The 12,418-nt window shown below is 74.3% G+C and carries 14 protein-coding genes; 5 read left to right on the forward strand and 9 right to left on the reverse strand.

The window, feature by feature from the left end:
- Positions 1-26: 26 nt before the first annotated feature.
- Genes ASE15_RS00355 through ASE15_RS00370 form a run of 4 tightly spaced genes read right to left on the reverse strand, consistent with a single transcriptional unit; the run spans position 27 to position 3,866 of the window.
- Positions 27-1,226, reverse strand: coding sequence for an ABC transporter permease (locus ASE15_RS00355; RefSeq protein WP_231907611.1), 1,200 nt, complete (start codon positions 1,224-1,226; stop codon positions 27-29).
- Positions 1,220-2,080, reverse strand: a complete 861-nt coding sequence (locus ASE15_RS00360) for an ABC transporter ATP-binding protein (RefSeq protein WP_369800524.1) — start codon at positions 2,078-2,080, stop codon at positions 1,220-1,222. Before ASE15_RS00360 ends, ASE15_RS00355 begins: the two co-directional genes overlap by 7 nt.
- The gene (locus tag ASE15_RS00365; RefSeq protein WP_056760465.1) at positions 2,077-3,249 is read right to left on the reverse strand and encodes an efflux RND transporter periplasmic adaptor subunit; all 1,173 of its coding nucleotides are present in this window, start codon (positions 3,247-3,249) and stop codon (positions 2,077-2,079) included. The genes ASE15_RS00360 and ASE15_RS00365 overlap by 4 nt, the downstream gene beginning before the upstream one ends.
- Positions 3,246-3,866: a hypothetical protein gene (locus ASE15_RS00370; RefSeq protein ID WP_056760468.1), complete on the reverse strand. Its 621-nt coding sequence runs from the start codon at positions 3,864-3,866 to the stop codon at positions 3,246-3,248. The genes ASE15_RS00365 and ASE15_RS00370 overlap by 4 nt, the downstream gene beginning before the upstream one ends.
- 144 nt (positions 3,867-4,010) lie before the next feature.
- Between ASE15_RS00370 and ASE15_RS00375 the strand changes: the two genes are divergently transcribed.
- Entirely contained in the window at positions 4,011-4,667 is a 657-nt protein-coding gene (locus tag ASE15_RS00375; protein ID WP_056645481.1) for a response regulator transcription factor, read from the forward strand.
- Positions 4,664-6,130, forward strand: a complete 1,467-nt coding sequence (locus tag ASE15_RS00380) for a HAMP domain-containing sensor histidine kinase (protein WP_082618055.1) — start codon at positions 4,664-4,666, stop codon at positions 6,128-6,130. Before ASE15_RS00375 ends, ASE15_RS00380 begins: the two co-directional genes overlap by 4 nt.
- Here ASE15_RS00380 and ASE15_RS00385 read toward each other — a convergent pair.
- The 3 genes from ASE15_RS00385 to ASE15_RS00395 all read right to left on the reverse strand — a co-directional run bounded on the left by ASE15_RS00385 (position 6,127) and on the right by ASE15_RS00395 (position 9,150).
- A complete protein-coding gene (locus ASE15_RS00385) occupies positions 6,127-7,602 on the reverse strand; it encodes an ATP-binding protein (RefSeq protein ID WP_235534040.1) in 1,476 nt (491 codons plus the stop codon). The two genes, ASE15_RS00380 and ASE15_RS00385, sit on opposite strands and share 4 nt — an antisense overlap.
- A 112-nt stretch (positions 7,603-7,714) precedes the next feature.
- Positions 7,715-8,314, reverse strand: coding sequence for a dihydrofolate reductase (locus ASE15_RS00390; protein ID WP_056760474.1), 600 nt, complete (start codon positions 8,312-8,314; stop codon positions 7,715-7,717).
- Complete coding sequence (locus ASE15_RS00395) at positions 8,311-9,150, reverse strand: thymidylate synthase (protein WP_056760476.1); 840 nt, start codon at positions 9,148-9,150, stop codon at positions 8,311-8,313. Before ASE15_RS00395 ends, ASE15_RS00390 begins: the two co-directional genes overlap by 4 nt.
- 163 nt (positions 9,151-9,313) lie before the next feature.
- On the opposite strand from ASE15_RS00395, the gene ASE15_RS00400 reads away from it, so the two are divergent.
- The 3 genes from ASE15_RS00400 to ASE15_RS00410 all read left to right on the forward strand — a co-directional run bounded on the left by ASE15_RS00400 (position 9,314) and on the right by ASE15_RS00410 (position 11,446).
- A complete protein-coding gene (locus ASE15_RS00400) occupies positions 9,314-9,793 on the forward strand; it encodes an OsmC family protein (protein ID WP_082608424.1) in 480 nt (159 codons plus the stop codon).
- A gap of 64 nt (positions 9,794-9,857) precedes the next feature.
- The gene (locus ASE15_RS00405) at positions 9,858-10,877 is read left to right on the forward strand and encodes a hypothetical protein (protein WP_200960486.1); all 1,020 of its coding nucleotides are present in this window, start codon (positions 9,858-9,860) and stop codon (positions 10,875-10,877) included.
- Entirely contained in the window at positions 10,874-11,446 is a 573-nt protein-coding gene (locus ASE15_RS00410) for an SRPBCC family protein (RefSeq protein ID WP_056760479.1), read from the forward strand. The genes ASE15_RS00405 and ASE15_RS00410 overlap by 4 nt, the downstream gene beginning before the upstream one ends.
- A gap of 157 nt (positions 11,447-11,603) precedes the next feature.
- Here the strand turns inward: ASE15_RS00410 and ASE15_RS21305 are convergent, their stop codons facing one another.
- Positions 11,604-12,047: a PadR family transcriptional regulator gene (locus tag ASE15_RS21305; RefSeq protein ID WP_068706591.1), complete on the reverse strand. Its 444-nt coding sequence runs from the start codon at positions 12,045-12,047 to the stop codon at positions 11,604-11,606.
- 11 nt (positions 12,048-12,058) lie between these two features.
- Positions 12,059-12,391 (reverse strand): hypothetical protein, encoded by a 333-nt coding sequence (locus ASE15_RS21310; protein WP_235534041.1) that lies wholly within the window; start codon positions 12,389-12,391, stop codon positions 12,059-12,061.
- Positions 12,392-12,418: the final 27 nt, after the last annotated feature.

Here is a 12,418-nt window from a genome sequence, read left to right on the forward strand (position 1 = left end):
TGAGGCCCGGCACCCCACCTGGGCTGTCAGACCGCCGCGAGCGCCTCGGTCGGCGCCATGCGCGCCGCCCGCACCGCGGGGTAGAGGCCGGCGACGGCCCCGATCGCGAGCGTCGCGACGAGCCCTCCGGCCGCGACGACGGGCGGCACGGCGACCGGCCACCCCTGCGAGGTGGCGTACCCGGCCGTGATGCCGACGCCGATCAGGACCCCGGCGGCCCCTCCCATGAGGGAGAGCACCAGGGACTCGACGAGGAACTGCCCGCGGATCTGCCCCCGCGTCGCCCCGAGGGAGCGGCGCAGCCCGATCTCCGCCCGTCGTTCGAGCACCGAGATCACCATGGTGTTGGCGACCCCGATCCCGCCCACGAGCAGCGCGACCGCGCCGAGCCCGACGAGCAGACCCGTGAACGCCTCGTCCGTCGCCTGCTGGGCCGCGAGCGCGTCCGAGGGGCGCGAGACGTCGACCTCGTTGGGCGCCTGCGGGTTGGCCGTGGGGCCGAGCACGCTGCGCACCTGCTCGACGGCGTCCTCCCGGGTCCGCGTGAAGATCGTCGTCGGCAGCTCGTCCCAGCCGAGGTGCTCCGCCGCGGCCTCGCGCCCGACGAGGGCCCCGAGGTCGACCTCGGGAGCCAGGGGGACGGGGTCGAGGATCCCGACGACCGTGAACCACTCGCCGCCGATCCAGACCTTGACGGCCGGGTCCGGGGCCGAGATCCCGAGCCGCTCGGCGGTCGTGTGCCCCAGGACGACGGCCGGGAACTGCGAGGTCGCCTCGGTGAGCCACGCGCCCTGGGCCACGCTCCCCCCGATCGACTCGAGCAGGTCGAGGTCGGTCGCGTACACCCCGATCCCGCCCGACTCACCGGCCGGGACCAGGTCCGTGCGGTACGCCTTGGCCTTGAGCAGCGCGACCGACGTCGCCGTCTCGACGGGCGCGATCCGGCGCACCATCTCGACGGACTCGGGCGGGAGGCTGGCCGCCTCCCCGAACAGGTCGGTGCCCGGAGCCACCCGCAGCAGGTTGGTCCCGAGGGTCGCGAGCGTCCGGTCGAGCTCGGCGCGCGAGGAGCTCGAGATCCCGACGACCGCGACCATGGCCGCGATGCCGATCGCGATGCCCAGCGCCGACAGCACGGCCCGCAGCGGGCGGGTCCGCAGCCCGGTCGCACCGACGCGGAGCACGTCGGGGGCTGCGAGCCGGGCCGGGCGCAGCACGGTCAGCACGACGCCTCCTCGGTCGACGCGTCGGTCGGGTGGCCGGCGACCACGCCGTCCGGCACCGCGCCGAGGACTCCCGGCGACGCGTCGAAGACGGTCCCCCGGTCCTCGCGGGCCGGGCCCGAGACGTCCGCGACGATCGCGCCGTCGCGCATCACGACCTGACGCGGCAGCGAGGCCGCGAGATCGCGGTCGTGCGTGATGATGACGACGGTCGTGCCGGCCGCGTTGAGCCCGCGCAGCACGTCCATGACCCCGGCCCCGGACACCGTGTCGAGCGCGCCCGTGGGTTCGTCGGCGAGCAGCAGGGGCGGGTCGCCGACGACCGCGCGGGCGATCGCGACCCGCTGCTTCTCCCCGCCCGACAGCTCGTGCGGCCGGTGCGTCAGCCGGTGCCCCAGTCCGACCCGCTCGAGCGCTTCCGCCGCCCGACGACGCCGCTCGCGCCGCCCCACCCCGCGGTACAGGAGCCCGTCGGCCACGTTGTCGAGCGCCGAGACCCCGACGGCCAGGTGGAAGTGCTGGAACACGAACCCGATGCGGCTCGCGCGCAGCGCGGACACCTCGCGGTCGTCGAGGTCCTCGACGAGGAAGTCGTCGATCATGACGTGCCCCGAGGTGGGCCGGTCGAGCGTGCCGATCACGTTGAGCATGGTCGACTTGCCCGACCCCGAGGGCCCGACGATCGCGAGGAGCTCGCCGCGCGCGACGTCGAGGTGGACGTCGCGGAGCGCGGCGACGCCCCCGGGGAAGACGCGCGAGACCTGGTGCAGCGTGACCACGGGCCCGCCACCGCCTTCCGGGGTCCCCGGCCCGGGCACGGACGCGGAGGGCGCGAGCGCGACGGTCGCGGCGCTCACGACGGCATCCCGACGACGTCACCCTCGGCCAGGTCGCCCGTGACCTCGACGTTCCCGTCGGCGAAGAGCCCGGTGGTCACCGCGACGATACGGGTCGAGCCGCCCTCGACGACCTCGACGCCGTACCCGCCCTCGGCGAGCGCGAGGAGCGCTGCGACGGGCACGGTGAGCACGTCGGGCCGTTCGTCGGCGACGAACGTGACCTTGACCGTCCCCGCGTCGGCCTCGGTCCCGTCGGCGAGGGTCACGGTCACGGGGACCACGGTCGTGTCGGAGGCCCCGGGCATGCCGCTCTCGTCCTTGACGATCTCGGGGCTCCCGACGGAAGTGATCACGCCGTCGGCCGACCCGCCGCCGGGGAGCGCGACGCTCACGGCGCCCCCCTCGACGGCCAGGTCGCGGTCGGCGAGGTCGAGGTCGACCGAGATCGCCCGGTCGACGCCCGTCGTCGTGAGGATCTCGGCCGCGGCCGGGGCCCCGACGCGCACCTTGAGCGCGTCGACCCGCACCGGTCCGGGGACCACGAGCACGTCGGCCGGGCCGACGCTCCCCGTCTTCTCGAGCCCGCGGTCCTTCTGCCACTTCTCCACGGCCTTGGCGGTCGCTGCGGTGAACTTGGCGTCCACGGTGAAGCCCGTGTAGCCGAGCGCCGCGAGGTTCTCCTCGAGCTGGCGCACGTCGTCCCCCTCGGCGTCGACTCCCAGGTCGCGGTACATCGGCAGGCTGCCGAGCAGCAGGACCGTGGGGTGCTCGTCGACCTTGAACAGGACTCCCCCGCGGTCGACGACGTCGCCCACCCCGGGCAGCCAGGTCACGGTCCCGCCTCCTCCCCCGCCGTCGCCGCCCGCGCCCTGGTGTCCCTGGACGACGGCCTCGCCGTACCCGAGCACACCCTTGACGGTGCTCCGCTCGACGAGCGTCTGGCGCGTCACGGTCGCGGTCGCACCGGGCCCGGACGCGGCCGGGTCGGGTTCCGCGCCCCGACCGAACCCGCCCAGGACCAGGACGGCGCCGGCACCGATCACCACGGCGCCGGCGACGCCGCCGACGATCGCCCCGCGGCGACGCCGCCGTCGGGGCGCGGCGGCCGCCGGTGCCGCGTCGGCCGGTGCGTTGACCTCGGCGCTCCGGGGGCCGTCGCCCGGGGCGACGTGCCGCCGGCGGCTCACTCGCCACCCGCCGGGACCGCGCCGCCGACCGAGAGGCTCGCGCCGCCCTCGCCGTTGCACGCCTCGATCGCCGCGTCGAACGCGTCGACGTCGTCGGGCACCTCGAGCGCCTGCGTCATGCCACCGTTCGGGTCGGGGTCCGGCATGTCGATGCCGTTCTCGCGCATGCACCTCGCGAACTCGCGCTGCGACTCGAGGTCCTCGGGGCTCGGCTTCATGGGCTCACCGCCGTTGGGCAGGAACTCCTTGCAGGCCTCGAAGGCCTTGTCCATCTCGTCCCTGTCGGCGCCCGACTCGGTCGTGAGGGCGACGGCGCCCGAGGAGTCCGGGTCCGGCATGTCCACGCCGTTGTCCCGCATGCAGCTCGCGAACTTGCGGGACAGGTCGTCGCGCTCGGCGTCGGTCATCTCCTCGTACGACTTCCCGTCCTTCGCCTGGCTGTTCTCGCCCTTGCCTCCGCCCGCGCTCGCGACGTCCGGGGCGCCGTCGGGCGCGCACGCCGAGAGCGTGACCGACAGGAGCGCGACGACGAACGCGACCGACGCCGCGCTGCGACGCGAGCGGACTCTGCTGCGCCCCGTGGTCGGGGCCGGGGCCGGGGTCTGGTGGATGGTCATGGTGCGTCCTCACGTCGTGGTCGGTCCCCGTGGCCGCACGGCCTCGGGGACGGGGTGCACGAACAGTTCAGCGGGCGGCCCGTGAGACCCCCGTGAGTCACGCCCTCACAGAGATCTCACAGTGCTCACCGGCATGCTCCTCAGGTGCGAGTACTGGTGGTGGAGGACGAGGAGCTGATCGCGGAAGCGGTCGCGACGGGGCTGCGACGGCTCGCGATGGCGGTCGACGTCGCGCTCGACGGGCACGAGGCCCTGGCGCGGATCGACGTGAACGCGTACGACGTCGTCGTGCTCGACCGGGACCTGCCCGGCGTCCACGGCGACGACGTGTGCCGGGCGCTCGTGGCCTCGGGCGGCGACGCGCGGGTCCTCATGCTCACAGCCTCGGGCGGCGTGCTGGACCGCGTGAACGGGCTCGACCTGGGCGCCGACGACTACCTCGTCAAGCCCTTCGCGTTCGCCGAGCTCAGTGCCCGCGTACGGGCCCTCGGCCGGCGGGCGCGCCCCGCTGCCCCGCCCGTGCTCGAACGCTCGGGCCTGCGCCTCGACACGAGCCGGCACGAGGTCTACCGCGAGGGGAGGTTCGTGCACCTGTCGCGCAAGGAGTTCGGCGTGCTCGAGGAGCTGCTGCGCGCCGACGGGCGGCCCGTGTCGGCCGAGCACCTGCTCGAGAAGGTCTGGGACGAGAACATCGACCCGTTCACGGGCGTCGTGCGCTTCACCATCAAGCAGCTGCGCCGCAAGCTCGAGGACGCCTCGCTCGTCGAGACCGTCACGGGTGTCGGGTACCGGGTCGCATGAGGCCGCTCCCGCGCCCCGTGCTGCGCCCCACGCTGCGCGCTCGCCTCACGGCCGTCTACGCCGCGGCCTTCGTGGTCGCCGGGGCCGTGCTCATCGCCGTCCTGTACGTCCTGCTCGCGGCCGCGATCGACCGCCAGCCGCTCGACTCGGTCGGCATCGCGGTGGGCGCCGTCCAGGCGACCGACCCCAGCCTCTACGCGACCCTGGAACCCTCCGCGACGGCAGCCCTGGTCTCGGGCGAGGCCATCCCGCTCAGCAGCCCGGTCGAGGACCTGACGCCCGCCGCGACGTACTCCGACCCTGCGGGGACTCTCACCGACCTGCGCGACGTCGTCCAGCTCAACAACCAGGAGGCCCGCGACCAGACCCTGCGCACGGTCCTCACGTGGTCGGTCGTCGCGCTGCTCGGGATCGGCGTGCTCGCGGTGGGCTTCGGCTGGGTCATGTCCTCGCGCGTGCTCGCGCCCCTGCACCGCATCACGGCCACGGCCCGGCGCGTCGCGGACACCAACCTCCACGAGCGCATCGCGCACTCTGGGCCCGACGACGAGCTCAAGGACCTCGCCGACACGTTCGACGCGATGCTCGAGCGCCTCGACCGGTCGTTCGACGGGCAACGTCGTTTCGTCGCCAACGCCTCGCACGAGCTGCGCACCCCGCTCACGATCAGCCGCACGGTCCTGGAGGTCGCGCTCGACGACCCGGAGACGCACCAGGACACGCGCCACCTCGGCGCGACGCTGCTCGCGGTCAACGCGCGCCAGGAGCGCCTCATCGAGGGGCTCCTCACGCTCGCCGCCGCGGACCGGGCCCCGATCGTCACCGAGACCGTGGACCTGGCCGAGGTCGCCGCGCAGGCCGTCGCGACCGCGGGCGTCTCCGCGCGCGACGCCGGTGTCGACCTGCGCCTCGACACGGCCCCGACCCCCCTGCTCGGTGACGCCGTGCTCCTCGAACGGCTGGTCCAGAACCTCGTCGACAACGCCGTGCGCTACAACGAGCCCGGCGGCCGGGTCGCCGTCGCGACGCGGCCCGGGCCGGGCGGGACGGTCGAGGTCGCGGTGTCCAACACGGGCCCCGTCGTCCCGTCGTACGAGGTCGAGGCGCTGTTCGAGCCGTTCCGGCGACTCGGGCGCGACGGGGCCGTGGCCGACCGGCGCGGCGGGTACGTGCGCGGCGGCGTGGGGCTGGGCCTGTCGATCGTGCGCTCGGTCGCGGCCGCGCACGACGGCGAGGTCACGGCCGAGCCGCGCGAGGGCGGCGGGCTGACGGTCGTCGCGCGGCTGCCGGGTGCTGCGCGGCCGCCGGGTGCTGCGCGGCCGCCGGGCACGACGGGTACTGCGGGCACGACGGGCACTGCGGGCACGACAGGCACTGCGGGCACTGCGGGCGCACGGGCGGGTCGGGCCGTCGAGACGACCCGGCCCGGGGCCGCGAGCGTGAGGGCCGTCGCGGGTGTCTAGCCCGGCATCGGCACGGGCACGTCCGAGCCGCCCTCGACCGTGCGCCGGGCGCCCATCTGGATGATCGCGGGGGCCGGCACGAACCCGCCCGCGATGAGCGCCTCACCCTGGTGGAAGAACGGGGTCGCGGCGAGCAGCTCGGGCGGCGCGAACCCGAAGACGGCCTCGAGCTCGACCAGGTCGGCGGGAGAGCTCATGCGCATGACGATCACGTTGTCGCACTGCGAGAGCACGTTCGGGTGGATCTTGGAGGGCCGCTGCGTCGAGAGCAGCAGCCACAGCCCGAACTTGCGTCCCTCGGCGGCGATCTGGATCACGCGCTCGGTCGTGAGCCGCTGGAGCTGGGTCGCGGGCTCGGCCGAGACCACGTTGTGCGCCTCGTCGATCACGATCAGTCGGGGCTTGCGCGTGGCGCGGTCGGCCCACAGCTCGTCGAGCAGGGCGAGCGAGACCGCGAGCTGCTCCTCGTGCGTGTGCAGGCTCCCGAGGTCGACCACGACCGCGCGGGGCCCCTCGTCGAGCACCTCGCTCACGGACTGCCCGACGCCCGCCCACACGTCCCAGTCGAGGATCCCGAGGTTCTCGACGCGCTGGGCGAGCCGGAGCGCGTCGGGCTCGCCCGTGGCGCGCAGGGCCGACGGGATCGTGTGCGGGTTGAGCATGCCCTCGGTCGCGATGGCGGGCGGCCCGGCCGCGGCGCCGAGCGCTCCCGCGACGCCGCCCGGACCCGTCGCGCTCTCGAGCATCCGTAGGAACGTGTTGTACTCGCCCCGGTCCGTCAGCGGGTCGAGCTGGAGCACCGCGGCCTGGCTCGCGGCCTCCATCGCGGTGAGCCGCGCGGTGACGGGGTGGTGCTCGCCGTCGTTGCGCAGGACGCGCACGTCGAGCTCGCGCAGGCGCTGGGCGTCCTCGGACGACGCGGACTCGAGCAGCTCGCCGATCCGCACGAAGTCCGAGTTCGGGTCGAGGATGACCATGGGCAGGTCGGTGTCGATGAGGAGCTGCTCGAGGAGGACCCCGAGCGCGTACGTCTTGCCCGAGCCCGACTGCCCGCACAGGAACGTGTGCCGGTTGAAACGGTGCGGCTGGAGCAGCGCGTCCACGTTGCCGCGGCTGTGGTGCAGGTCGCCGATCCGCAGCGTCGCACGCTCGCGCGCCTGGAGCGCCTCGAGCACGCCTGCCCCGGCCGGGGCGAGGTCGTCCGACGTGAACGGGTCGCCCCCCGACGTGGCCACCGTGCCGTCCGGGCGCAGCTCCCCGAGGATCCGCCCGTGCCCGACGGCGTCCCCCGCCTTGGTCGCCCGCGTCAGGACCTGCCCCATGACCAGGGCCGCACCGGGGTGCTCGGCGGTCTCCGGGAACGTCACGCCGATCGTCACGAAGTCTCCCGGGCCGATGCTCGACACGCGCGGGAGGCGATAGGTGAAGCGCCGACCGTCGAAGGACTCGGCGAGCGTGGTCTCGGTCGTCATGCGGGGCCTCCGTGGTCGCAGGTCGCGGCGGGCGGGCGTCATCGCGCCACCCGTGCAGGACAAGGATCGACCAGGGGGCGCGCGAGCGCACGCGCAGGCTCCCGCGACCGGGCTAGCGCCGCCGCTCGTACGTGAGCATCCGGAACCGGACCCCCGCCGCAGAGGTCTGCCAGCCGCCGTCCGGGGCGCCCGGAGCGTCCGGGGTGCCGGCCACGAGGTCCCAGTCGCCGCCGGGACCGGCCGCGAGCGCCGGCGCGAACGCGTCGCCGTCGACCTCGACGTCGATCTCCGTGACGACGCAGCGGTCCGCGAGCGGCAGGGTCGCCGCGTACACCTGCGCGCCGCCCATGACCCAGACCTGCCCCGAGCCCGACTCCTCGGCCGCGGCCGACGCGAGCGCGAGCCCCTCCTCGACCGACGAGGCGACCACGACGCCGGTGCCGAGGGCGCCCGGTTGAGCGGCGCCGTCGGGCACCCAGCCCTCCTGGCGCGTGACGACCACGTTGCGCCGGCCCGGCAGGGGGCGGAAGCGCGGCGGCAGCGAGTCCCACGTGACGCGGCCCATGAGGACCGGGTGGCCCGTGGTGACGCGGCGGAAGTGCGCGAGGTCCTCGGGCAGGTGCCACGGCATCCCGCCACGGGCCCCGATCACGGGACGGCCCGCGGCGTCGCGCGCCTGGGCCCAGACCAGTCCGACCGCCGGACGGCTCACACGGCCACCGGGGCCTTGATCGTCGGGTGGTGCTGGTAGCCCACGACCTCGACGTCCTCGTACGTGTAGTCGAACAAGGAGTCGCGCGGGGCCAGACGCAGCGTGGGGGCCGGGTAGGCCTCACGGCTGAGCTGCTCGCGCACCTGCTCGACGTGGTTGTCGTAGATGTGGCAGTCGCCGCCCGTCCAGACGAAGTCGCCGACCTCGAGCCCCGACTGTGCCGCGACCATGTGCGTGAGCAGCGCATAGGACGCGATGTTGAACGGGACGCCCAGGAACAGGTCAGCGCTGCGCTGGTAGAGCTGGCACGAGAGCTTGCCGTCGGCCACGTAGAACTGGAAGAACGCGTGGCAGGCGGGCAGGGCCATCTTGTCGAGCTCGCCCACGTTCCACGCCGAGACGATCATGCGGCGCGAGTCCGGGTTGGTGCGCAGCGTCTCGAGGACCTGGCTGACCTGGTCGACGTGCTGCCCGTCCGGCGTGGGCCACGAGCGCCACTGGACGCCGTAGACCGGACCGAGCTCGCCGTTCTCGTCGGCCCACTCGTCCCAGATCTTCACGCCGTTCTCCTGGAGCCAGCGCACGTTGGAGTCGCCGCGCAGGAACCACAGCAGCTCGTAGACGATCGACTTCAGGTGCACGCGCTTGGTCGTCACGAGCGGGAAGCCCTGCGACAGGTCGAAGCGCATCTGGTGGCCGAACACGCTGCGCGTGCCCGTCCCCGTGCGGTCCGACTTGTGCGTCCCGGTCTCCAGGACGAGCCGGAGGAGGTCCTCGTAGGGCGTCGGGACGGGTGAGCTGCTGGGCGCGCTGGAGCTGTCGCTGACGGTGACCACGGGTGCCAGTCTAGAGAGGGAGTCTCCCCACAGCGCACTCGTGGACCCCTTCCAGGCTGTGAGACCGATGACTCGTCCGGGGAATGCGCGGTCCCCCGGCGGCGTTGGTCCGGGCACCGGTCGCACGGAACGGCCGTACCCCGAGGATGGGAAGATCAGCAGCATGACGAACACCGCAGCCGCAGCCGAAGAGATCCCCACGTCGTCGCCGTCCCCGACGGACGCCCTGTGGGTCGAGCGCACCGGCACCCGCACGTACACCGGCTTCTCGGCGCGCGGCGCGAGCGTGTCGATCGGCCCCGCGAGCGAGGGTGCGGTCTTCACCCCGGGCGAGCTCCTCAAGATCGCGCTCGCCGCGTGCGCAGGCATGAGCAGCGACGCGCCGTTCGCGCGCCGCCTGGGCGACGACTACCAGGTGACCATCCGCGTCGACGGCGCCAAGGACATGGCCGAGGACCGCTACACGGCCATCACCGAGCACTTCGAGATCGACCTGTCGGGCCTCGAGGACGACGCGCGCGAGCGTCTCCTCAAGGTCGCCGACCGCGCGATCGAGACCACGTGCACCGTGGGGCGTACCGTCAAGAACGGTGCGACAGTGGAGCACACCTTCGGCCCGGTCGTGGGTGCGGTCGGCGAGTAGTCGACACGTGGCACCGCGGTCCGGGGCACGAGGGACAGCAGCCGTCACTGGAGGGAGTCGTCCGATGGGTCGCAAGAAGAAGGACACCGAGTCCCAGATGGCCGTCTGGGGAACGTCGGACAGCGTCCGGCCGGAGCCGCAGTACGGGCACCTGACCGCGGTCCAGGACGCACCCGAGGGACAGACCGCCGACGACTGGGGCGACCTGCGCAGCACGCCGCTGCTCGACGCAGCCCTGGACAAGGCCGTCACCATCCCGTCGTCGGTCATCCACGCGCACGTGGACGGCCTGCGCCGCCGCAACCCGCACTCGTCGCCCGCGCAGATCATCGGGATCCTCGAGCGCGAGTACCTCATGGTCATCGGGACCGCGGGCGGCGCGGTGGGTGCCGCCGCGGCGTTCCCGGCCGTCGGCACGGGCGTGGGCATCGCGCTGACCGCGAGCGACGTCGCGACGTTCTTCGGGTCGTCGGCCGCGTTCTCGCTCGCGGTCGCGGACGTGTACGGCTTCGAGGTCGACGACGCCGCACGTCGTCGCGCCCTCCTCATGGCCTCGGTCCTCGGGGACAAGGGGTCCCAGGCGGTCGAGAAGGCGTCGGGCGGGTCGGCACTCGCGTGGGGCAAGGTGCTCATGACGAGCATGCCGTCGAGCACGCTCAAGCAGGTCAACAAGGCCCTGACGAACAAGTTCATGCGCACGCAGTTGGTCAAGCACGGCGGCCTGGCGATCGGACGGCTCGTGCCGTTCGGCGTGGGCGCCGTCGTGGGGGTGGCGGGCTCGCGGGCGCTCGGGAAGACCGTGATCAGCCAGTCCCGGCGGGCTTTCGGTCCGCCGCCCCAGGCGTTCCGGCCCGTCCTGGAGGTCATCGAGGTGCCCGACGGCGCCGCTCCCCCTCTGCTCGTCCCCGCACCTGCGGACCGGCTCAGCCTGGTCGACGCCCCCGTGCCCGGGGCCGGGCCCGGAGTGGTCGACGAGGCGGCCGAACGTGCAGCGGCCCGCCGGGCACGCGATGGGTCCGGCGCCGACGGTGCGCCGCGCGGCATCCGGTCGGTGCGCTGGCGCCGACCCAAGAAGTCTTCATGACGGCAGCGGACGGGCCGAGCACCCCAGCACGACCGGGACGCGTCGAGCTCACGCACGTCCTGCCCCTCGACGCCGAGCGGGCTTTCGCCCTGGTCGCGGACGTGCGGACGCACCCGCGCTGGGTCCCCCTGAGTCGTGGCACGTTCCACGGCGCGGACGGTTCGCCGCTCCCCGCGACGGCCTGGAAGCCCGGGGTCGGCGCCGAGTTCACCATGGTCTCCGGGCCGTTCGCACCCCAGGGTGCGCCGGGCTTCCCCGACCGCATGCGGATCACGGCCTGGGAGCCGCCCGGACCCGGCGGCCAGGCGGGGCGCGCGACGTACCTGAAGCTCGGGCCCGCGCTGCTCGGGGAGGCGGGGATCGTCGTCGTGCCCCTCGCGGCTCATCACCTGCCCGCCGCGACCCCGCGCGAGCCCGTGGCGCGCTGCGCCGTGACCTGGTGGGAGGACGTGTACCTCGCCGGTCCGCTGCCCCGATCCGTGACAGCTCCGCTCGCCGCGCGCGTGCTGGACCTCATGATCCGGGTGTCGCTGCGCCGTCTGGACCGGATCGTCGCGCGCGGGCTCTGACGCCGACGGCTCGTCGGCCCTGTCGGCCCATCGGCCGGCGCCGAGATCCGTGTGTGGCCCCCCTGCCGAGCATGCGGTCGTCGTTCGTCGACCATGCGGTCGTCGCTCGGAACCAGCCGGTTCCTGACGCCAAGCGCATGCTCGGCACCGCTGGGGGTCAGGCCTCCTGGTCCGGCGTCTCCGCCGCGTCAGGCGTCTCGGCGACCGGCGCGTCGGCCGGTCCCGCGAGGATCAGGTAGAGCTCGCGGCGCGTGCGCTCGAGGAGCGCGACGGCCTGGGCCACCTGCTCGTCCGAACCCGACCGGGCGACCTGCCGCAGCGCCTCGGCGACCTGCTGGAGCGAGCCACGGAGCTGCCGCGCCGGGCGGACGCCGCCGTCGGCCGCGTCCTGCCAGGGAGAGCCCAGCTCGTCGGCGTGCTCGGTGACGTAGGTGCGACCGTCGTCGGTGAGGCTCGCGAGCTTGCGCCCGCCCTCAGCCGTGATGGTCACGAGGCCCTCGTCCTCGAGCAGGCTCAGCGCGGGGTAGATCGCACCGGGGCTCGGACGCCACGCACCCGAGGTGCGCTCGCCGATCTCCTGGATGATCTGGTAGCCGTGCATGGGCGCCTCGGTCAGGAGGAGCAGGACGGCAGCGCGGATGTCGCCGCGCCCGGCGCGGCCGCCCGGGCCGCGTCCTCCGGGACCGCGGTGGCCGCGAGGGCCGCCGCCAGGTCCGCCGCGGTGCCCACGGGGCCCGCGTCCTTCGAACCGGTCGTCGAACCGCTCGTCGGGTCCGTCGTGGTGCTCGTGGTGCTCGTGGTGGCCCGGGTGGCCGTCGGGACCACGCCCGGGACGGCCCGAGCCCTCGGGCCCGCGACGGGGCGCGTCGCCACGCCCGGGCTCGCCACGGCCGGGGCCGTCGGGTCGGCCGCCGCGGCGACCGCGCGGGCCGCCGAGGTCGGCACCGAAGTCCGGGCCGAAGCCCTCTCCGG

Source organism: Oerskovia sp. Root22, from assembly GCF_001429135.1.
GTDB lineage: Bacteria > Actinomycetota > Actinomycetes > Actinomycetales > Cellulomonadaceae > Oerskovia > Oerskovia enterophila.